Origin of the sequence: Nostoc sp. JL31 (assembly GCF_017114965.1) — a bacterium.
Classification (GTDB): domain Bacteria; phylum Cyanobacteriota; class Cyanobacteriia; order Cyanobacteriales; family Nostocaceae; genus Nostoc; species Nostoc punctiforme_A.
This window is the reverse complement of sequence record NZ_JABXKO010000073.1, coordinates 1-22,635: the sequence shown is the minus strand read 5'-3', so window position 1 is coordinate 22,635 and position 22,635 is coordinate 1. Positions and strand designations below refer to the sequence as shown.

Below are 22,635 nucleotides of genomic sequence, written 5' to 3'. Positions count from 1 at the left end.
TATAGTTATCCTTTTTTTGTTGAAAAATGTGATGGTGTTCTATACCAACAGCATCGATGCAAGCATCGGGGCCATAACCACCAGTTATCTGTTTCAACACTTCGCCAGCATTAACTTCTTCGTAAGTTAATCACTTTTGCTTTGGCAAACTTTTTCGCCATTTTCAGGCGTTTGGCAAAGCGATCGCTATTAATCGCTTTTGGGGCGCTAATCATCGCAACTACTTGCGTCCAGTTGCTTGACCTTCGGTGGTGGCAATTTCGCCTGCTTCCATTAACATTTTGAAGCGGCGTAATTCATCACCAATTTGCTGTTCTGGTTCTTCACCAAAAAGTTTAGCTACGGTAGCTGTCAACGCTCCACCTGGTGGGTTATACTCCAAAACAACCTTGACTTCTGTGCCGCGATCGCCTGGTGCTTTTGTGAAGCGGACAAAACCAGAATTATCAACGTCTGCACCTTCTACAGAAGCCCAAGAAATAAATTCATTTTCCCGGTCTTCGAGAATATCTGCATCCCATTCCACGCTGTTATCCAAGGGTGCATTGGCAACCCAATGAGAACGTTTTTCGTTATGCACTTTGACAGATTTGAGATGCTTCATAAATGTAGGCAGATTCTCAAAGTTGTGCCAAAAGCGATATAATTCTTCTGCCGATTTATTAATTGTTACCGTTTTTTCAACTTTGATGGGTTGGTTTATCCCGATTGCTTCCTGTGCTTTCTGGATTGTGCTTTGCTTGGTTGCACCTTGATAAATCAAACCACCACCTGCTAAAGCCGTCAGCGCTCCCCGCAATGAACCTTGCTTTAAACCCATTAGCACCATTGCACCGCCACCAATAAGAGATGCCCAACGCTCTACTTCACTAGCTTCCGGCTGGTTTGTACTTGATTTATCCCCTGATGTTGAAGTCACTTTTTATATCTCCATTACTGTAAATTCACCAGAGAGGCGCAAATACCCTCTTCTTTCTATCTGTGTGTTATTTGCGCCTCTTCGGTAGCCGTCTATCAAAAAACCTTACAACCTTACATTGATACAGCAGCCCCGGTAGTCGGCTTAGGAGGCTGAATCTGAGCGCCTAGCCGCGCCCAATACAGTTCTACCAATCGTTGTTCGTATTTCAATAAATTCTGGTAAATTTCTTTGAAAATAGCAGTTGCTACTGGGTCGGTGAACATTGCAGACAAATTGCCAATATCGCCGATACCAGTTTGCACATCACCTAAAGCAGAACGTAACTGATATATATCATCACTTCCAGTTAAGGCAGTTTTCACCTTGGCATACTGATTGGCAATATTTGCCCCTAAAGAGGGTTTTTCGCTCAATAACTGAAGATAGGTTTCCAGTTTTTGAATGTGGCGCTGTTTATTAGTAATTATTTCTTGAAAGACGGAGTTAACTTCGTTATCTGATTCCTTTTGCAAGTAGTTTTCAAATGCTTCTAGCGAATAACGTTCACCAGCAAGGGCATTATTTAAACCTTTGGTGATCTCACCTTTAGTTGAGCCACCCCAAGCATCAGCCAGCTTCCACCATTCAGCACTTGTGTCTTTTTCATTTGGCAATGCAGCATCTTTGCCACCATAACCCAAACGGCTCAAAATAGCTGTGGTGAAAATTGCCAAGTCTCCAGGTTCACGAGATGTAATTAAATTCCCATCAACTACTACCGACTCATCTAAATAATTTGCGCCAGCGTTAATCATGTCCTTGGCAATAGCAACAAAACCAGTGGCTTGTTTACCTTTGAGCAAGTCGCCTTCAATCAAAACTTGTGGCCCGTGACAAACAGCAGCAACTAATTTCCCTTGTTGTATAGCTTCTTGGACAAAACGCACTGTGTTGATGTTCCGCCGCATTTGATCGGGAGCCATGCCGCCTGGAATCACCACTGCATCGAATTCGGCTGCGATCGCTTCCGTTGTGGTACCGTCAGCTTGTATGCTCAGTTTGCCGCGTTTACCCTTATATTTTTCATTCATTCGGGAACCAAGGACTACTACCTCAATTCCTGCTTGTTTGAATCCATTATAAGGAACTGTAAATTCTGCATCCTCTACTGCTTGTTCAATGAGGATAGCAACTTTTTTCTTAGCGGAGTGATTGTTATGTTCAGTCATAGATGGTATTATGTTCCCTTTAATTAGGCTACAAACAACAATATTTATCGATTAAAGACAGTTAAAGAGCCAGATTTTCTCCTAAATAAATAATTCTGAATTACTGACTTTTTGTCCGTATTTGCAACTCAAAATTATTTAAATTTTTTATTATTTAGCATTTAGTTAATTAAAAAATTTAACACTAAATTTAAATGCTAAACTTATAAAACTTATTTATTTTTGATTTCCTCTTTTTTCAAACAGAAAATAGCTATGTATGAGTTATCAGTTCGCTCATGAGTCATTTCGGTTGAATAACTTCTAACTCATAACTTCCAACTACAAGTTCATTAGACCATGAATTCATAGCTACAATCTTATGGCGCGATCGCTAGTTTAGCGTCGTACCCAGGGGATAGATTATTTTATAAGTTATACACCTCTAGTTAGACAAATTTGTAACAGGAAAACGTTATTGTGAGAATGCAGAAAAGGGCTAGTATCATGGCAGAAAAAAATCATAATGACAAAATTAAAACTAATGATTTGCCACAAGAGATTACCGAATCCTACGGTACTGGTGTGAAAGACTTGCCAGGATACAATATTGGCGGACGCTCAATAAAAGCAGAAAGAGACGAGTACACAGAAACTAGTCCTGAACTGACTGGTGGGGATGTTGATGCTTACTGGCAAGATGCCGATGCAGTTGGAGATGAAGCTGTTGGTGGTAGTACTTCCACTCCTGATCAAAATGTAACTGAGGACTTAGAAGCAGCAGTGGGGCTAGAAATGGCTGATTCTGAGTTTCTGCATACCAACGATATTTTAGAGGATCGTGATGGCGATCGCTGGGAGTTAGATCCAAAGTCTTCTGAAGATTATCAAGACCGAGGAGAATAATTACCAATTACACGAAGCAACCAAATTAGCGACTATCTCCACTAGTTCTTCTGGAGCAATCGGTTTAGATACATGAGTGTCAAAGCCAGCTTCTAAAGCCCGAATCCGAGCCTCACTATCAGCAAAGGCTGTTAAAGCAATAGCCGGGACTCGTCCAACATTATTTGGTTTAAGGGCACGGAATTTGGAGATAAAAGTGTAGCCATCCTCCCCAGGCAACCCGATATCACTAATTAAAACATCGGGTTGCAATTCGGACAATACATTACGTGCATCTGCTGCTGATATCACTGCTATAACTGTTGCTCCATCCATTTCCAAGACAGTAGTGATAAAAAACCGAGTATCATCATCATCCTCAACTACCAAGATATCTAAACCACTAAGAGTTCCAGAAGTTTGCATAATAAATGACATTTTATTTATCCTTCCTTGCTATATTCGTAATTAGTAATTAAAAGAGTAGAGAGCAAGCAGGGATTACAACTACGAATTACGTTAGCGACTCCGCAAGCGTCATTATCAATTACGAATTATTATGACTTTTACACCCATTAGAGCTTATTTGAGAGCAAATTTTGGATTTACAAAAGTAGATTGATGCGATCGGAATATTGATGAGATACCAAAGCAGGCTTTTTTAACAAGAAATAATTTAACACCATAATTTCAAACATATAGCTTGATGGTCACTACTGCTTTATCTATTTTCCTACTGGAAGACCACTTCGCACAAATGAAATTCAAGCGTCAGGAGAAAGTCTTCAATTATCTCGATTTTCAGCAGAATTCAGAGTTCAGGAGTCAGTTTGGATGACGAAAGCTAGGCTTGGGAACCTGATGAGTATTCACTCCGATATGAATGCTTCTAAAACACAGTATTTTTGATTGGATTATTTGCAATTGTCAAGATGAATCTGACTCGCTAGGATGACATTAGAAATTTATAGCATTTGAGTATGACCAAGCAAGACACTCCACTTACGGGAGACGCACTGATTAAAGAAGTCTGTCCGCGGATTCGAGTAGCCCGCAGCTATTGGGATGCTCACAACAATGCAGCTTGTCGGGGCGAACGCGATCGCGCCTTAGCCCTTTACAACACCCTGACTAAAGAACAAAAAGACCAGATTCCGCAAGTGTTGCGGGTGTGGTTGCGTTACCGGAGTGAGAAATATTTTGGCGCCCATAGAACGCCGCCAAAGTCAGCACGAAAATCATAAATATATCTAATGCTATAGTTACCCACCTGAAGACCAGCGTATAGGCAAAAGTGTGCCCACGCTGAAAACCACAGCTAACCCACCCATACCAAACATTCCCCAAGGTACTAAACCTTCCAGCGGATTCACCACACGCGCAGTACTTATGGGTTGTTTCGGATTGTAACGTATCACCACCATCTGGCCTTTGCTGGAGCGGTAAGACTCATAATTGCCTGTAAAGCGAGTGTGTTTACCGTTAGCTAGAAACTCGATAACTGGCGCATAGGTTTCTTTTTGCTCATTGTTGTTCGTACTGCTGCGATCGCGACGACTGATGCTGTCTACCACCGTACCACGTGTTTCGTTTAGCGTTGCACCTTCGTGGGCGATTATGTTACGTACCCAAAAACCTCCCCCAATGAACAGCAATCCAATGGCCAGCCCAATACTTGCGCTTAGTTTCTCGTCAAAAGTGTTTTGGTGAGGTTTGAAATTCATAGGTTTGGCGATCGCACAACAATAAATTTCATCACAGCATCTCGACTACAGCTTACATTTGAAACATTTCTATTTGGCACTACTAACCTTATAACTGCGTCAACTATCTTGCAGCTAAATTACTCCATCAGAAAACTGATGCAGTAATTTAACGTTTTTATAGTATTAAATATAACTAATTAACCTCATTTAGTAAGTAGAAGTAATGACAACTCAGTTTTGGGAAAAAAGCAGAGAAATTAATGCAACTCTAATTAACTTACTATTTAAGCCTGTACACAGACGAGTACTAGTAGGTCTAAGCAAGCTACACTTAGCGAGTCAAGAGACATCACCGTGGCCTTTGAAAAAACGTCTGCTGCCATTATTATGTCTGATATCATTCTTTCTGGTATTGCTACTCAACAGCTTTGCCCCTACCGTTGCCCAACTACCTCTTCAACCTCGTCAGGAAATTCGGGGAGTATGGCTAAGTGGTAACGATTTTAGCGTTTTCAGAAATCGTTCACAGGTGCAAGCAGCTATGAGCCAACTGCGGCAGTTAAACTTTAATACCGTTTATCCCGTAGTTTGGAATGATGGTTATACACAATACCCCAGTGCCATCATGCAGAAAAAGGGGATACCTTTTTTCTTTAAGGGAGCAGATGGACAAGATGTAATTGCAGACATTATCACTCAAGCCCGCAGCCAAGGGTTACTAGCAATACCCTGGTTTGAATTTGGTTTTATGGTTCCTCTAACTTCGGAACTTGCATCGCAGCATCCAGATTGGTTAACACAAAAAGGGGATGGGACGCAAACTTCAATTAGTGCTGCGGGTGAAGTAGCGTGGTTGAATCCCTTTCACCCAGAAGTGCAAAATTTTATCAGGGAACTTGTCGTGGAAGTGATCGCTAAATACAATGCTGATGGCGTTCAATTTGACGACCATATGAGTTTACCTGTGGATTTTGGTTACGATAAGTACACGATAAATTTATATACTCAAGAAACTGGGAATCCTCCACCACCCAACCCCCAAGCCCAAGCATGGATAAAATGGCGGGCAGATAAAATTACTGCATTCATGGTAGACCTTTACCAAACTGTGAAAGCCAGAAAACCGAATGCCATTTTTTCAGTTGCTCCTAATTACTATAATTTCGCCTATAAAATGCAACTGCAAGATTGGCTCAACTGGGTACGGTTGGGTATTGTCGATGAGTTGGTGATGCAGGTGTACCGTAATGATTTGGAAAGTTTTATCGCTCAAATTACCCGCCCAGAAATTTTAGAAACCCAACAAATCATCCCAACTGGTATCGGGATTATGGCGGGGTTACGAAATCGCCCAGTTGCCATCCCACAAATCAAATCCCAGGTAGAAGCAGTGCAACAACGCGGTTTAGGTATCGGCTTTTTCTACTACGAAAGCCTTTGGGATATTGCCCCTGAACCAGCAGCGCAACGCCAGTCTGCATTTGCGGCTCTTTTCCCAAATTCAGCGTTGCGCGATATCTCGCAAAATACACCCCGCAAGTCAACTTTTAACACCGTAAGCTTACCTTTATATCCAAAACCTTCCCTTGGGCAACGTATTCGCGGCTATTTTTTGGAAGTTGCGATCGCAAATGGTCAACCAAAACGTATTTTATTAGATACAGGGTCAGCAGGGCTAAGAGTTCCCAAAGAGTTTTTAGGTAATTCTCCGATCCAAAGAACAGGTCAAAATATCAAGGAGGTATTAAGTGATGGTACTATCCTGCAAGGAGAATTAGTTTACACTAATGTCCGATTTGGTTTGATTCCCACCGCCGAACCTGTTCCTGTACAGATTGTTACTAGTCGCCAATGTACTGCCCAAAAACCTAAATGTTCAGCAAATAATGGTGTACCATTTTCGGGAATTGTCGGTGTTAACTATTTTGAAAAATCACTTCCCTATAACCCGTTGAGAAAATTATCAGGAAATCTGAGTAACGGATTTATTGTCGTTGGTAATGGTGGTAATAACAACAATGGCAGCCTAATTCTCGGTTTAACTGCCGAGAATCAATCAGGTTTCAAAATGGCTTCTTGGAGTCAACAACCCGAAATTAGTGGTGTACCCGGTAAAAGATGGGACTCTCGACTAAGTAAAGTTTGTTTAACTCTTGCTGGGAGTTCTGCAAAAAATTTGTGTAATAGCAGAGCGATCGCTGATACTGGAACTATTAATGGTTTGACTGTATTCAAGTCAGCTTCTACAGCAGGTAAACTCAAACCCGGAGTATTAGGATCAGCAAATGCTGTGAAAGTAGGAATTAATGGCATTTTTGATTACAGTTTGACACCAGGAACCCGTGACGGATTTAATCGCTGGAATTTGAGTATCTCGCCACAAACAGAACTGACTATATTTGTAAATCCTGGAATCGCCTTGTTTGATAAATACGATGTACTCTTTGACCAAGTTAATGGTAAACAGGGTTTTCGCAGTCGGCGGTAAGAAGAAAGTAAAGACTTGCTTACTCAGATAGCGTTTATAGCGGTTCTCAATTGTGTGAAATACAGACCTAATTTTAGGATAGAGGTTTGGAGAGAGGTCAAAATGTATTGCTTCCATTCGAGAAGCGCTATAGTTCAATACGCTTGGGTTAAGCATTTTTTTCTCTTCTCTCTGTTTCCTCTGCGCCTCTGCGGTTCGTTAAACATTTGACTTTGATAAAGAGTTTTAGCCTTAACTGAACCGTATTGCGCTATAGTTAACCCAAAATTTACGCAAACAATGGTCAAACCCTGATGTAGAGACGCGATTTATCGCGTCTTGAAAGACCAATTATTGACACCAATAACCCTTAACCCAAACGTAAAGGCTTTTAGCCCAATAAAAGTCAATCACAAGTAGAACGTTGAAATACTACTGAAAGATTATTAGCTGGCATTTGGTAAATCTGTTGCAAGATCAGATTTTGTTCCCTAGCTACTGCTACAACATCATCCAAGTTACGCACACCCCACTCTGGGTTTTCAGTGCGTAAATATTCGTCAAAAGCTGCATTACTCGCAGATGTATGTTCTCCACCTTGTTTGAAAGGACCATATAAATAGAGGATATCTCCTGCTTTAATGTGAACAAATATCAAACGAAGAACTCTACTTAATCTTGATAAAATATTTGCACAAGTTTGAACAAGTCACTTTTTGCAGACTCACCATCATACAACCATTTTATTAAATCATCAGGCGATAACCAAAAACTTTCAATAAAATAATTTTTATTGTACTCTGGGCTACAATCTGATTTGATTTCATAAAGTTAAACTCTTCTTTAAGTTCACGTTGTAGAGCATCTTCATAGGTTTCTCCGGTTTCAACATAACCCCCCATACTCACATCAAGACAAAGGGGAAAGATACTTTTGTGTGCAGAACGACGAGATATCCACAGTTGACCTAATGAATTAATAACAAAAGCATTGACAACTCTAAAATTGCATAGTCTTTGGCGATATATTTCCGAACGTTTGTTCTGCCCAATAACGTAATCATTTTCGTCTACAATGTCGAGTATTTCATCATCTTATATCATCATTTAATCTCTCTGAAATTTGAATTAACTGATTAAAATATACGCCAATGTTAACAACTGTACGCAATCTGAAATGTTGGAGTGAATTCAATACTTCTCGCTTTGTGAATTTGTGATTCCGAATCGGGTTTTGAGAAAATGGAAAAGGGGAAGAGTTAAAGGTTTTTTCTTTCCCTTTTCCCTTCCCCTTTTCCCCTTAACTGAGAACTATTAGGAGTGCATTGCTTTGGAGTGGAATGCCCAACAAAGTCAAATCGAACGGTCGCCCGGAGACGAAGATAAATAACTTTCGACTACAATCTTTAGTTTGCTTTTAGCCAGAGGCTTTCATGAATTTGGCTCTCTAGCTCAAGAAAAATTTTCCACAGATTGGATCTTGTTTGAGGGATTGAATAAAATCTCTCAAAGTCATCATGCTGCCTGTTAACGTGAACTTAGGAGTACCATTTTGAGCAACGATTCTCACCTCACTGTCTTGGATTTGAATCTTATTTTTAATAATATCCCATAGAGCATCGAAGCTCTCATCATCCTTACAACCATTCGCTTCCAGGAATTTTTGGCGTACTTCTGTTTTTAGTGCCAGTGCTTCTGCTGCTTGAGTACGCGCCTCAAAGTGCTTAACTACATCTTCATAGGCACTTTCTCTGAGAGTTTTGTTTTCAGCCAAAACTTGTTCTAACTGAGTTTTAATGGCTTTCAGTTGGGATGCTAAAGCAGCTGATTTTTGATATTCAACTTTTAAGGCTTGCTTTGCATTGGCTAACAAGGTTTTATAATCTAGCTGATCTTGATTTTTTTCGGATTGCATTTTTATCTCTCGACCAACACATTTTCGGCGATCAAGTCTCGTCAGTTATATAACAAAACTGGCGAGAGCTTGGTAAATATTGTCTGTGTTATCTGAGCGTCAGCTAATTCACCAATAATGGTGATTCAGAGTGAGGATTCTCCTGAATACTACTCAAACTAGAACTAATGTGGGAGCGGATAGCTCGTTCATAAACACTAGTCTGCTGAGTGCGTACCCCTACAGCCTGATATATTAAGTTAACTTCTGGAAACTCAGACCAATACATTAAAAAGATGTCTTTAGCTGGAGTAATAATTTCATAATTATTCTCTTGTCTTTTCTTTCTAAGTTTACAATTATTTAGTTGTAATTTTTGTCTGAATAGTTTTTCAAATTCTGGAATTAAATCTGAAGTATTTTTCATGGTTAATACACGTTAAAACGTGCTAATTATGCAAAGACTATCTGGTGATATTACTAAGTATGACACTTCAGATACCTCTTACAATATAGTGTATCAGTTATCGGGTATTTGAGAAGGGTATTCGAGGCAGGGTCACTCCTTGGCGTACTCTCTCATAGAGAAGTAAGCTGTGCGATCGCTGCAACCTTTTAATCAAGATTCTTATGGTACAAATATACTATTTACTAACTTATACTTACTAAAAGTTTAACCGCTTGTAATGTTACGTCAGTATAGCTAGTACAGCCGGAAGTTTGCCTAGCTCTAACCAGTTGCTCAAAACAACTTGTCTGCCTATTGTCTGATGAATTGAGATGGTAGGTGGATTTATGCGCCCACTGTACTAGTTAGCAGAAACACCCTGTATAATTACATCACTAAATCATTTTTGGAGTAAAACTTTGCGAGGTATTGACTACTCAATACTGTTGGGTTCAGGGAAGAGACGCGATGAATCGCCGTCTCTACAATCTACCTAAATGCTACAGCCTGGAACTTCGAGACCCTCTGCAAAACTGATTAATTCTAAGTAATCTGGATTTTCTACCAACTTTTTAGCAGCTAACAATCCCGCAATGCTCCAAGTTTGATAAATTCGGGCTTCTTTGCCAATTAAACGACCATTGTTGCCATCGTAATATTCCGGGAATTTATCTCTAAATAAACGCCTTTCGGCAATAGCGATCGCTGCTTGAGCAAGTTCTGTTCGACCTGCTTTTAGTGCCGCACCAGTAAATAACCACAGCAAAACCGGCCAGTTACCGCCGTTGTGATAAGACCAAGCCCTGTTTTTAGAGTCACATCCTGTAACAATTCTCCACTCTAAACCATCCATTGCGGGAAAGCAAATTTTAACAGGCATATAGCCGATTAAGTCTTGCCAACGTTGGGCGAATAAATTCATAATGCTTTGAGATTCTTTTTCGCTTGCTAAGGAAGTTAAGATCGCCATCAAATTTCCCAGAGCAAAAAAGCGAAAATCTATCCGTCCCGGCCCCAAATTTCCCGCTAAATATCCTCCAGTTTCGGGCAACCACTCGGTCAACCAACTAGGAATTGATTCTGAGTTGATGTTGAATTTATTAACAATTTCTTTACCAAATTCGTTATCTTTGTAACGATAGATTTCCCCCAATCGCTTCAGGTCAAGCCAATAATAGTTGCGGATATGATATTTCAAAGATCCCAATCGCCTATTAACTTTGCCAAGGTAAGCATCGCCATCCCCATCTGGTAACAGCAATTCACCAGCAGCCCTCAAAGACGCGTAAAATAACACCTGAATTTCTAAAGGATGTTCGTAAACTCCCATGCGACGGTCAATCATAAACGCGCCATCGGGAACTAACATTGTTGGGTACATGGAAAACCGATGTACTAAACAAAGATCCAAAATTAGTTTGATGCCGGCTTGAAAATCTGGCTGACGCGCTAGTGACAAATCGCCTGTAGATTTTTCATAAGCTCGTAACAAGAGAATCCACCACATACAAGAATCAATCGGGGGAACACGAGCGATCGCTAGTTCACCAAAATCAGCGACCAAAAATTCCTCATTCCCATTAGAGTGTACTTTGAAACTGGCAGGCATTAATCCCGCTCCTGGTTCAAAGCAGTCTATCTGCTTTTCATGACTTTGTAATTTCAGTGTTTCTACTAAGAAGTTACGCACAATCTCTGCTTTGCCGTGCATGAGAAACACTAAGGCAGAAGGGACAAAATCGCGGAGGAAGCACTGGTCATAATTGAGTGCATCTGCCTCCGCATCTTTGGCGGCTACAGTACCGATGGGTTTTCCCTGGTAATAAATTATCGAGTCTTCCAATAATTCCCAGGCTTCTGCTTCCATCTGACTGTTCTTATCGATCGTACTAGTCATGGGCGTTTAATTCCACTAATGGTATATATCGGCTTAATTGTGGAAAGTACGCCAGCCTAACCTTAAGCTGACCAAGATTCTCGGAAGTCAGCATATAGAGTCAATCCACCATCTACAAATAGCGTTTGTCCGGTGATGTAGGCGGCTTCATCCGAAGCTAAAAAAGCTACTGCGGCTGCCATCTCCTCTGAGGAGCCAGCACGCCCCATTGGGATGTGACTTTCCACGATCGCCTTTTTTTCAGGATCATCTATCCAGGCTTGATTTATTCGCGTGATTGTTGCTCCGGGGGCAATGGCGTTGACACGAATACCAAGGTTTGCATATTCCAAAGCTAAAGTTTTGGTGAGGTTTTCCATCCCGCCTTTGCTAATGGAATAACTGATATACATCGGTCGCGGAATAATTTCGTGAACGCTGGAAATATTAATGATCGCTCCTGGACGATTAACAGACAGGAGGTGTTTAATAGTTTCACGGGCGCAGAGATAAGCACCCCGGAGATTGACTGCAATTACTCGGTCAAAGTCTGCTGTGGTAACTTCGTGGGATGGACTTTCTATTTGAATGCCAGCATTATTAACTAGAATATCTAAACTGCCAAATTCCTTTACTACGGTGTTGACCATCTCAACAATGTCTGATTCTTGGGAGACATCTCCTTGAAGTAGCAGCGACTTCACACCACAATTTTCGATATTTCCGCAGGATTTTTGCAATGCCATCTCTTCTGTATCTGCTGCGGCATCTGGGTCTTTGCGGTAATTGATGGCGATGTTGCACCCTTCTTGAGCGAGTCTGATAGCGATCGCCTGACCGATACCTGAAGTTGCACCTGTAATTAAAGCATTCTTTCCTTTTAAGCCTATCATATTTCCTCCTTAAGCTGCCCTTATTTGAATTTGTACCTGTCAAACAATTTGGGATTTTAGATTATTTTCTATATATCTAAATCTGGTATTGTCAACCCTCATTGGAGATAATTTAAAGTAAAAAAATAGGTATTTGATAATTTTGAATTTATGAAAACAATTCTCAAAAATCAGGCTACAGATTCAAGAGATAGAAACTTATACTTGAATCTGACGCCTCTTAATTACGAATTAGTATTAATCCCTATCGCAAATTCGCTGGCACTTGTTCAGGGACTACCCAATAGTAAACAGTTTTGCCCTCTACATTAAGAGTCTGCTGTGGTTTCCAATCGCCCATATCGAAGGCGTGGGAAACAATGCGAGTCCCAGGTTTGAGTTCACTCAAGAGCTTGGGACAGAGTTTGGCATTGACCTCTGGCAGTAAGTAAAGTGTAACTACTGTTGCTTCACTAAAATCAGTGGTGAACAAGTCTTGTTGGACAAACTTGACGCGATCGGTTACTCCTGCCTTCTGGGCATTAGCATTAGCTTCTTGGATACGTTCGGGGTTAATATCTATGCCGATACCGCGCGTACCAAACTTTTGTGCTGCAGTATTAACAATTCTTCCATCGCCACTACCAAGGTCGTAAAGTACATCATTTTTATTCACTTTTGCCACTTGTAACATTGCATCTACTACTGGCTGTGGTGTAGGTACATAAGGAACATCTCCAGGACGTTCTTGGACTTGAGTTGTGGGAGTTGTCGCCGATGGTGTTTCGGTTTCGGTCTGGCCTGTTAAAGTAGAAGGTTGTTGTGTCCCAGCTTCCAAATCTTGTTGTTGTGGCGTACACCCAGCAATTCCCAAGCTGGTAACACTAACGCCTGTAACTAATAAAAACAGAATTTTTTTGAAGTTCATGAATTTTCTCCTTGATTGAGTAGTTAGTAAAATAACTGATAGTCAGAAAATTTTGAATTGCTTATTGTGTGCGGTTTAGGTTGCACAATCCAAAATTGTATTAAGTCCTACCTTGACGGTAGTTATTCCAGAACAACAGGGGAATACCTGCTGCCACCACTAAAACACCTGCGATCGCTCCCACACCTGTATAAGCCAAGCTGGAATAAAGCAAGTAACCGCAGACGGCGCAAAACAGTAATGGAGTGAGAGGATAAAATGGCACACGGAAAGGGCGAACTATGTGGGGTTCGCGGATGCGCAATACCAGCAGGGATATGCCGGAAAGCAGGAAGAAGAACCAAAATATCGGGGCAGTGTAATCCACCATTGTTTCAAAGCCTTTGCGGGTGAGCGTGCCTAAAAAAACCAGTGCTAAGGCGATCGCAGCTTGCAAGAATAAGGCATAGGTGGGACTACTTGGACGCTGTTTCCAGTGTCCCATAAAACCAAATAGCGAAAAATCCTGTCCCAGTGCGTAATTGGTACGCGCTCCGGTAAAGATTGTGGCGTTGGTTGCTCCCAAAGTAGCGATCGCAATCAATACACTAATAAATAAGGCTCCCGGTGCGCCCCAAAGAGAGCGCATTAAATCTGCGGCTACTGCTTCCGACTGTGCCATGTTTGCTAATCCTAGTCCCCGCAGGTAAGCCAGATTGATTAGCAGATAAATGGCGGTGATAATACCAATACTCCACATTAGCGATCGCACAATATTACGTCGTCCATCTTGAATTTCTGCGGAGATGTAAGCCGCTTCATTCCAACCGCCGTAAGATAGCAAAACAAACACCATCGCTAGTCCCCAGGTTCCCGATGATGCAGATTCTACAGGGACAGCAGAATTAGGAATGGCCGTAAGCCCAATAATTACTACCAGCAACAAACCTAGAACTTTCGCAGCACTCAGCAAGTTTTGTGTCCACTTACCCTGTTGCAAACCGACGATGTTCAAAGCAGTTAAAAGTGCGATCGCTATGGCTGCATATATAGAAGACGAAAACGTGCCTAGCCGCCATATCTGAGAAACATAATCGCCAAAAACAAATGCCAATAGAGCAATGGAACCAGTTTGAATCACTGTCATCCGCGCCCAGGCAAATAAAAAGGCGACTCCCCGCCCGAACGCACGTTTCAAATAATAGTAGACACCACCAACATCGGGATAGACAGTGGCCAACTCTGCATAGCACAGCGCTCCTACCAGAGATACCACACCACCCATTAGCCAAAAAAGCAGTACAGCAATATCGCTACCTGCTTGACTGGCCACTAGAGCCGGGGTTTCAAAAATCCCCGCTCCGATGACAATACCGACAATTAGAGACACTGCGTCTGGTAATGTCAGGGATGGTTTAGGTGTTGCTACTTCAGTTGATGTTGTCCGATCGACCAAATTGTAGTTTTTACGTCTACTCACATTACTTCCTTATTAGTGTTGAGTTGGGACTTTTGGCTTTGTTTTATAGTCTTTGTTCAACAGAGGAATCATCTATGTACTCCAGATTTGGGAACTCACAATTCAATAAGACCTTAAGTCACTGTTTTACCTGTACTTCTATGGTTAACAATAAATGTGATGAGAAAGTGACAGTCACCAGTGATAGAGCAAATTGCAAATTATATTCATCCGGCCACTTTAAGATTAAGCATCCTGCGTAGCTTGCCGCCGTAGGCATCGCTCTAAATTCTCTTGCTAGACAACATTCTGCAAATAGGAAATCTCAATTGGTATAACATCTTCCACTAGTGAGATTTATATTCATCTAAAGTATGATTGATTTATAAGGAGTAATTGTGCTTTTTTTGATTAAAAAGCTGGTACCCGTACGCTAATTTTTATACCGCAAACGTTTCATTGATTTAAAATGGATGCTTTATTTACACCCTGCTGTACTACAGACAGCGATCGCTCCATAGTTTGAATTAAGTAGGGATGCACATTCCTGCGCTGTTAATTAATAAAATATCAACTTTTTACCCCTAATTCTTTAGTATCTGCTACTGGGAAAAAGTAAAATATCTATTACTTCACCTACTACCAAACCCAACACAGCTAGGACAGTTATAATCCAAAATGAATCCAGTTTATTGCAGCCAGAAAAGCGCATTTCCAAATCAGCTAACAGCGTAGTGGCTAAGGGGATAATAAAGAGTCTTAATAATATCGACCAAGTTGCTACTAAAGCAATTGAGATACTTAAAAATAAGATGACAACTAAAGTTTTCGATCCAAACTCAACTAAACGCTCGAACCAAGAAAAGCTCTTTCGTACTACAGCTATAACCATAGCAACAACAAAAGCTCCTACTAACCAAATAATATGATTAGCAGCGAGATACCATCCCAGGAGAATGTAAGCCAATAAGAGTAATACTAAAGGCATCAAAGGAATCCTGTTAAAAAATTCCATATTCATACTACCAAGGCTTATAAAAATACCAGGTTAATCTCTTAATTCTATTCAAAAAATGCTACTACTAAAACTTGTAAGTATACCAGTTTTGCTCAGGATATTTCTCTATCTATAGAGCCAATTGAAGCAGATACTCTTTTTTAACTGAGAGTTTTTTTAGTATAAGTTTGTCATCTCAACGCGTTCATTGGTGTCAACTTGACGCGAAATGGGCGGTTAGAAACCGCGTCTAAAAAAACAAAACCCACCTCCGTGGGTTTCAAAACTTTGATTTGACCTTAGTCCGCGGAGGCGGACTTTGCCTGTGTAGCCGCGTTCACGCAGTGTGCCGCAGGCAATTCCATTCGCTAAGGCTTAAGTTGACACGTATGAACGCCTTGCGCCCCTACGACAGGTATGGTTCAAATACATGAAAACTGCTGTAAAGTCACTTTTACGCAGACATCAGCTCAATTGGAGTGCAAAGGAACTTATACTAGTATATTCCAGCACTCTCTCAAGCTCCCAGCGACACACCGTTTCTACCAATATTTCTTTGTCGCTGCTAAATTCAAAACATTTATTTGCTTGTATGCTTTAGCCCAACATTGAGTCTGAATCAAGTTCCCAGTGATGTTTGAGTAATTCTTGGTAAGTCGTTTCCCGAATTATCATCTGCTTATAGAGCATAAGCAAAAACTCTTGAGCTTGTTCGCGGGACATCTGCTGCACTTGGTCAGCAAAAGTTCTAAGGCTAAATTCTTGTTCTAAAGATAATGTAATGGGTTGATTCATCGCAGGATTAATCGCCGAACTAGGCGAAAACTAAAGGGTCAATTTTGGCAATCTTGAGAAGAAGCATTCATATCTAGCTGCCGTTAGCAGTAATACACTCATCAAGCGACCTACTGGGTATTCCTTTACTTAGCGGTGTCAAACCTAAATATGAACTTCTGTTAACTAGTATAACAAAATATTTACAAAACGGAGATGATGGCATATTAATGCTTTAGTACATTCTGTGTCACTGATACCCTAAATATCCGAGTAATCATTTGTGATGAATCCTTACACTATCCTTAATCAGACCAGACTTCAGCGTGTTAGTGATGGTATGACCCGCCCCCTACTAGAAAATTGCGAGACTGCCTCATATATCCTTGTTTTAGTCTGGCCTCAACTTGGGGATTTTGATAGTCTTGAATATGCGTGGTGGTTACAGCGCGAAGCTAAAAAATTGTCAGATGAAAAACTCGCTATTCGTGCAGTGGGAATTGGTAATCGCGCCTCTGGGACAAGATTCTGTGAATATACAGGATTTCCACCTGAAAATTTATTTGTTGAACCTAATGGAGAACTACATCACCAACTCAAACTTTATTCAGGCCTGAATCTACCTCTGGCTGGACTTTCCCCTGCTCAGAAAGCTTGGCTAAATCTAGTGTTAATGTGTGCAGGGTTTGGAAGTCCTGGAACGCTAAGAGAAGTTTTTCGGGGATACAAGGGCGATCGTCAAGCCCCTCAACTCATTGAAGATGATGAAATTATTCAAGGTACTCCTTTACCTGCTTTTCAAGGCTCGTTTTTCCAATTAGCTGGCGGAAGTGGGTTTCAACGTCCCTTTGAATTAGCTACTCTACGGCTGCGAAATATGGTGGAAGTTCTCAGCAATTGGAATACTTATGTACCTAATTCTGCCTACTTAACTCAGCGTGGTGGAACTTTTCTGTTTGATGCCAAAGGCCAGTTACTTTACGAACATCGAGATCCAGGAATTCTGGGCTTTGCTGCTAATATGAGTCAGCCCTTATCATTCTTATCCTTGATCGAAACGGATAGTTTTACTTCAACTCATTAATTCCTAATTGCTATTTCAATAATATCTAACACAACAAAAGTTTGAAGAAGAATCCAGAATTCAGGAGCGGAGCCGGAGACGCTCCGCTTCTTGTCAAGCTACTGGAGGCGGCAGCTCTTCCAGAATGGGTTCCCTGCCTAGAGGCAGGGAACCAGTCAGAGCAAGGGTTGTATCTTTTCTTAGTGCCATTCGGGTAAGGGGTAAAAGGGAAAGGAATGGAATTTCCCCAAACCCAGTAAGCTTTACCCTTTCCCCGACATCTTGCAAAAGTTACTATTGCAAGATGTCTAGTTCCATCCACTGCTATGATTCGCACCTGTGATTTATCTCAAAAGACACACATGAACTGGCGTTACTGATTTGGGAACAATAAATTGAGAAATCACCAAGGTTCAGTAGTATGGTCAGCACTTTTATCAGTATTCCCGGATACTACATAACTAAGGAAATCTACAATGGTTCTAGAACCATAGTTTATCAGGGGTATCGAGAAACTGACTCATTACCTGTCGTGATTAAACTGCTAAAAAATTCATATCCTAGTTTCAGCGAACTGTTGCAGTTTCGCAATCAGTACACAATTGCCAAAAATCTTAACTCATCTGTGATCGTCCAAACTTACAGTCTGGAGGCGTATCAAAATGGTTATGCGTTGGTAATGGAAGATTTTGGTGGGATTTCTCTCAAAGATTATTTTGCTTCTTACCAGACGCTAGATATGGTGTCTTTACAAGAGTTTTTACTTTTAGCGATCGCTCTGTGTAATGCATTAGATATTCTAATTTCTCATCGGATTATTCACAAAGATATTAAACCCGCCAATGTTTTAATTAATCCAGAAACTAAACAAGTTAAGTTAATTGACTTTAGTATTGCATCTCTGTTGCCACGGGAAACTCAAATCCTGATGAGTCCGAATGTGTTAGAAGGGACACTCGGCTATTTGTCTCCTGAGCAAACTGGACGAATGAATCGGGGGATTGATTACCGGACTGATTTTTATTCTTTAGGTGTAACTTTTTACGAATTACTAACAGGGGAATTACCATTTAAATCGCACGATCCGATGGAATTGGTACATTGTCACATTGCCAAACTTCCACCACTTTTAGGGGGACAGATTCCTCAAGTTCTGTGTGACATCGTGATGAGACTGATGGCGAAAAATGCTGAAGACCGCTATCAGAGTGCATTCGGGCTAAAATATGATTTAGAAAATTGTTTAGCTCAACTGAAGTCAACGGGTAAAATTGCGAGTTTCCCAATTGCTCAACGGGATGTGTGCGATCGCTTTATTATCCCAGAAAAACTCTATGGTCGTGAGCATGAAGTTGAAACTCTGCTCAAAGCTTTTGACCGCGTTACCAACAATCAGACAGAATTAATGCTGGTGGCTGGTTTTTCTGGTATTGGTAAAACAGCAGTTGTTAACGAAGTTCACAAACCCATTGTCCAGCAGCGGGGCTACTTCATTAAAGGCAAATTTGACCAATTTAATCGGAATATTCCCTTCTTTGCTTTTGTGCAGGCGTTTCGAGATTTAATGGGGCAATTGCTGAGTGAAAGCGATGTCCAGTTGTCAACTTGGAAAAATAAAATTTTACAAGTGCTGGGGGATCAGGGGCAAGTCATTCTTGAGGTAATTCCTGAACTAGAACAAATTATTGGTCAACAACCAACTGCAACGGAACTTTCAGCAAATGCAGCCCAGAATCGGTTTAATTTGTTATTACAAAGATTTATTCAAGTATTCACTACCAAAGAACATCCCCTAGTCATTTTTTTAGATGACATACAGTGGGCAGATTCTGCATCGATGAAGTTGATCCAGCTACTAATGAATGAGTCAAACTCAGGATATTTATTATTAATTGGAGCTTATCGGGATAATGAAGTTTCTGCTGCCCATCCATTAATGTTGACATTAGATGAAATTGCCAAAGCTAATGCTACTATTAACAAAATTACATTAGCACCGCTCAGTGAAGCCAGTTTAAATCAACTAGTTGCCGATACTCTAAGCTGTTCGTTAGAAACTACAGAAATATTAACCCAATTAGTATATCAGAAAACTCAGGGCAATCCATTTTTTAGTACGCAATTTTTCAAAGCCCTTCATCAAGACCAGCTAATTAAATTTGATGTAAATAGCGGTAGCTGGCAGTGTGATATTGCCCAGATGAAGGCGTTAGCCCTGACAGATGATGTGGTTGATTTTATGGTGTTGCAGTTGCGAAAATTACCAGAATCAACGCAGAATGTTTTGAAATTAGCAGCTTGTATTGGTAATCAATTTGATTTGGCGACATTGGCAATTGTTTGTGAAGATTCTGAAACCGAAACCGCAACATCTCTTTGGAAAGGATTACAAGAGGGATTAATTTTGCCCCGAAGTGAAGTTTATAAGTTTTATGTTGGGCGGGAAATACAGGATTTAATCCAAAGTTCGCTAACTGTAAACTATAAATTTTTACACGATCGCATTCAACAAGCAGCTTATGCGTTGATCCCTGAGTCAAAAAAGCAATCCATCCATCTGCAAATTGGCCAACTGCTATTAAGCAAAATCCCGATTAAAAAGCAGGAGGAGAGAATTTTTGAGATTGTTAATCAGTTAAATATTGGTGTATGGAACTGTACGATCGCGCCATAACTCTAGCTAAAGAAAATGCATATATCCAAGAAGAAGCCTTGAGTAATGAGCTAGCGGCCAAGTTTTACCTCGACTGGGACAAAGAAAAAATCGCCCAAGTTTATATGCAAGAAGCTTATTACTGCTATGCTCGTTGGGGCGCTAAAGCTAAAACTGAAGACTTAGAAAAACGCTATCCTCAACTGCTTATTCCCATCTTACAAGGGCAACTTAATAACTTTAAACTAAGTTCAACTGTCGATATATCATCATTCCCAAATCAAACCATCCAGACAAAACTTTCTAGTAGCAGTATTTCTGAAGCCCTCGATTTGTCCACAATATTGAAAGCCTCACAAGCTCTCTCCAGTGAAATTCAATTAGAGCAATTACTGACTAAACTTTTGCAAGTGGTGATGGAAAATGCCGGGGCACAAAAAGCTGCATTAGTTGTACTTCAACAGGAAAATTTAGTGATTGAAGCTGTAGCCACTATTAATGAAGGAGTCACCCTACTATCTGTACCATTGTCAACCAGCGAAGACATTCCCATTACACTCGTTAACTTTGTCAAACGCAGCTTAAAAACTGTTGTTTTGGATAATGCAACAGCACAAACTGATTTTATCGCCGATCCATATTTCATGCAGCAACAACCTAAGAGTGTGTTGTGTACGCCAATATTAAACCAGGGGAAAATCATCGGGCTACTATATCTAGAAAATCCACTGACAATTGCTGCATTTACTCGCGATCGCATCGAAGTTATCCAACTGCTATGCGCTCAAGCCGCCATCTCTCTAGAAAATGCCCGCCTTTATCAAGAATACCAGAATTATGCTCATCAACTAGAGCGATCGCTGCAAGAACTTGAGCAAGCCCAACTACAAATGGTGCAAAACGAAAAAATGGCAACCTTGGGCAATTTGGTTGCAGGTGTGGCACATGAAATTAATAATCCCATTGGATTTCTTGAAGGTAGCCTCCACAATGCCGAAGAGTATACTCAAGACTTACTCGCCTATATCCAAGTGTTTAAAGAACATCATCCCACTCCTGCGATCGCAGTCATTGAGCATGGCGAAGAAATTGACCTAGAATTCTTGATTGAAGATTTACCAAAGCTAGTAAGTTCGATGAAGGTTGCTTCACAAAAGATTAAAGATATTAGTACCAGTCTTCGCACCTTCTCCAGAGCCGATACAGCCGAAAAAGTTGCTTGTAACCTCCATGAAGGAATTGAGAGTACCTTGTTAATTTTGAAGTATCGCCTCAAAGCTAACGAAAAACGTCCAGCAATTGAAGTCATCACCGAATATGGAAAATTACCACCTGTTAAGTGCTTTTTAGGACAGCTAAATCAAGTATTTATGAATATCCTCGCAAATGCAATTGATGCCTTAGATGCATCCATTGAGGGGCGTTCTTTTGCCGAGGTGCAAACCGATCATCAGCAAATACTGATTCAAACTGAAGTATCTAGTGACGAACAAACAGTAATAATTCGGATGAAAGATAGCGGTCAGGGGATGGCAGAGGAGATTAGAACGCGGATCTTCGATCGCTTGTTTACAACCAAAGAGGTTGGCAAAGGAACAGGATTAGGATTAGCGATCGCTCGTCAAATTGTTGAGGAAACCCATGATGGAAGTTTGATTTGCAATTCTGTACTTGGTGAAGGAACAGAATTTGTCATTGAGATTCCAGTATTTTAAGGTGTCGCGGAAGTCCCCTAAGAGTTTTTAACCTGCCTTCGCATGTTAAGCTTCCGTAGCCGCGATTTCCAATTGCCGAGGCAAGTAATAAATTAGACTTTTCAAATAACCTCTAATAGCAAGAATTAGTTTAGAGGGTGTTTGAAAAGTGTTTAGCTGTTACCTTAGGCACTTTTAGATCCCCCCTAACCCACGCCAGTCGCTCCACTTGGGGAGACCCCTTGGCGCTAGCCTCTCCCTTTGGGAGAAGACCGCGCTGGCTCCCCTTTTTAAGGCTACGGTGTAGGGTGAATTGCTTGATGAGTGCGATCGCTGTACTCTAGATGTTAGTAATAGCAAAATATTTATCCACCTACTGCTTAGGCTCAGGAGAAAAAATGAGAGAACGCATAGGCCAGCCCAAAAAAGCTACCACTGCTTCCTTCTCAATACCTGCACTCAAACAACCAACACGTGGTTTTGGTTCAGAGTCCTCTGGTGCTTCATCACAAGCAACAAATGAGGTGCGATCGCGAAATTTACCTTTAATGTACGACATCAGTCGAATGTCACTGCGTCCACAAACAAAACTCACGGTTAACCAGCCAGGAGATATTTACGAGCAGGAAGCTGATAGAGTAGCACAGCAAGTGATGCAGACGATGAGCGAGCCTGTAAGTAAACAGTCTGTGCAACGGGAAGCATTGCCAGAGGAAGAAGAAGAATTACAAATGAAATCTCTGGCAGATACCAATATTTCACTACAACGGGAAGCATTACCAGAGGAAGAAGAAGAATTACAAATGAAATCTCTGGCGGATACCAATATTTC

General features: G+C 41.0%; 18 protein-coding genes and 3 pseudogenes. 6 read left to right on the top strand and 15 right to left on the bottom strand.

The genetic code is table 11. From position 1 onward, the window contains the following. Positions 1-31: 31 nt before the first annotated feature. From HWQ43_RS17315 to HWQ43_RS17305, 3 genes and pseudogenes are all read right to left on the bottom strand, one after another. Positions 32-185: pseudogene (locus HWQ43_RS17315) on the bottom strand (glutathione-dependent formaldehyde dehydrogenase); the annotation flags it as partial. A 35-nt stretch (positions 186-220) separates the two neighbouring features. After that, a complete protein-coding gene (locus tag HWQ43_RS17310; protein WP_292736260.1) occupies positions 221-919 on the bottom strand; it encodes an SRPBCC family protein in 699 nt (232 codons plus the stop codon). A gap of 113 nt (positions 920-1,032) precedes the next feature. Next, on the bottom strand, positions 1,033-2,130 hold the full coding sequence (locus HWQ43_RS17305; RefSeq protein WP_292736257.1) for a DJ-1/PfpI/YhbO family deglycase/protease: 1,098 nt from the start codon (positions 2,128-2,130) through the stop codon (positions 1,033-1,035). Positions 2,131-2,616: 486 nt separating this feature from the next. On the opposite strand from HWQ43_RS17305, the gene HWQ43_RS17300 reads away from it, so the two are divergent. Beyond that, the gene (locus tag HWQ43_RS17300) at positions 2,617-3,015 is read left to right on the top strand and encodes a DUF6335 family protein (protein WP_292736254.1); all 399 of its coding nucleotides are present in this window, start codon (positions 2,617-2,619) and stop codon (positions 3,013-3,015) included. Here HWQ43_RS17300 and HWQ43_RS17295 read toward each other — a convergent pair whose 3' ends face one another. Further along, on the bottom strand, positions 3,016-3,432 hold the full coding sequence (locus HWQ43_RS17295; RefSeq protein ID WP_292736251.1) for a response regulator: 417 nt from the start codon (positions 3,430-3,432) through the stop codon (positions 3,016-3,018). 542 nt (positions 3,433-3,974) lie between these two features. On the opposite strand from HWQ43_RS17295, the gene HWQ43_RS17290 reads away from it, so the two are divergent. After that, the gene (locus HWQ43_RS17290; protein ID WP_292736248.1) at positions 3,975-4,238 is read left to right on the top strand and encodes a Precorrin-3B methylase; all 264 of its coding nucleotides are present in this window, start codon (positions 3,975-3,977) and stop codon (positions 4,236-4,238) included. A gap of 18 nt (positions 4,239-4,256) precedes the next feature. Here the strand turns inward: HWQ43_RS17290 and HWQ43_RS17285 are convergent, their stop codons facing one another. Then, positions 4,257-4,718, bottom strand: a complete 462-nt coding sequence (locus tag HWQ43_RS17285) for a DUF3592 domain-containing protein (protein ID WP_292736245.1) — start codon at positions 4,716-4,718, stop codon at positions 4,257-4,259. Positions 4,719-4,923: 205 nt separating this feature from the next. Between HWQ43_RS17285 and HWQ43_RS17280 the strand changes: the two genes are divergently transcribed. After that, positions 4,924-7,188, top strand: coding sequence for a glycoside hydrolase family 10 protein (locus HWQ43_RS17280; RefSeq protein ID WP_292736242.1), 2,265 nt, complete (start codon positions 4,924-4,926; stop codon positions 7,186-7,188). Positions 7,189-7,573: 385 nt separating this feature from the next. On the opposite strand, the pseudogene HWQ43_RS17275 reads toward HWQ43_RS17280, so the two are convergent. From HWQ43_RS17275 to HWQ43_RS17230, 10 genes and pseudogenes are all read right to left on the bottom strand, one after another. After that, positions 7,574-7,801 (bottom strand): annotated as a pseudogene (locus HWQ43_RS17275) (DUF938 domain-containing protein); the annotation flags it as partial. Between the two features lie 112 nt (positions 7,802-7,913). Beyond that, on the bottom strand, positions 7,914-8,123 hold the full coding sequence (locus HWQ43_RS17270) for an NUDIX domain-containing protein (protein ID WP_292736317.1): 210 nt from the start codon (positions 8,121-8,123) through the stop codon (positions 7,914-7,916). Positions 8,124-8,613: 490 nt separating this feature from the next. Beyond that, positions 8,614-9,081, bottom strand: a complete 468-nt coding sequence (locus tag HWQ43_RS17265; protein ID WP_292736239.1) for a hypothetical protein — start codon at positions 9,079-9,081, stop codon at positions 8,614-8,616. 103 nt (positions 9,082-9,184) lie between these two features. Next, positions 9,185-9,487: a hypothetical protein gene (locus HWQ43_RS17260; RefSeq protein WP_292736236.1), complete on the bottom strand. Its 303-nt coding sequence runs from the start codon at positions 9,485-9,487 to the stop codon at positions 9,185-9,187. Positions 9,488-10,001: 514 nt separating this feature from the next. Then, a complete protein-coding gene (locus HWQ43_RS17255; protein ID WP_292736234.1) occupies positions 10,002-11,405 on the bottom strand; it encodes a glycoside hydrolase 100 family protein in 1,404 nt (467 codons plus the stop codon). 62 nt (positions 11,406-11,467) lie between these two features. After that, the gene (locus HWQ43_RS17250; RefSeq protein WP_292736231.1) at positions 11,468-12,277 is read right to left on the bottom strand and encodes a glucose 1-dehydrogenase; all 810 of its coding nucleotides are present in this window, start codon (positions 12,275-12,277) and stop codon (positions 11,468-11,470) included. Positions 12,278-12,521: 244 nt separating this feature from the next. Continuing rightward, the gene (locus HWQ43_RS17245; protein ID WP_292736230.1) at positions 12,522-13,184 is read right to left on the bottom strand and encodes a methyltransferase domain-containing protein; all 663 of its coding nucleotides are present in this window, start codon (positions 13,182-13,184) and stop codon (positions 12,522-12,524) included. 100 nt (positions 13,185-13,284) lie between these two features. Then, positions 13,285-14,643: an amino acid permease gene (locus tag HWQ43_RS17240; protein ID WP_292736227.1), complete on the bottom strand. Its 1,359-nt coding sequence runs from the start codon at positions 14,641-14,643 to the stop codon at positions 13,285-13,287. Between the two features lie 571 nt (positions 14,644-15,214). Beyond that, complete coding sequence (locus HWQ43_RS17235; protein ID WP_094350800.1) at positions 15,215-15,643, bottom strand: hypothetical protein; 429 nt, start codon at positions 15,641-15,643, stop codon at positions 15,215-15,217. Between the two features lie 573 nt (positions 15,644-16,216). After that, positions 16,217-16,414: an NblA/ycf18 family protein gene (locus HWQ43_RS17230; protein WP_292736222.1), complete on the bottom strand. Its 198-nt coding sequence runs from the start codon at positions 16,412-16,414 to the stop codon at positions 16,217-16,219. A gap of 265 nt (positions 16,415-16,679) precedes the next feature. Between HWQ43_RS17230 and HWQ43_RS17225 the strand changes: the two genes are divergently transcribed. The 3 genes and pseudogenes from HWQ43_RS17225 to HWQ43_RS17215 form a co-directional block, all read left to right on the top strand. Further along, positions 16,680-17,477, top strand: a complete 798-nt coding sequence (locus tag HWQ43_RS17225) for a peroxiredoxin-like family protein (protein WP_292736315.1) — start codon at positions 16,680-16,682, stop codon at positions 17,475-17,477. 400 nt (positions 17,478-17,877) lie between these two features. Beyond that, a pseudogene (locus HWQ43_RS17220) lies at positions 17,878-21,824 on the top strand (AAA family ATPase). A 377-nt stretch (positions 21,825-22,201) separates the two neighbouring features. Then, on the top strand, positions 22,202-22,635 hold a 434-nt coding region (locus HWQ43_RS17215; RefSeq protein ID WP_292736219.1), incomplete at its 3' end, for a hypothetical protein.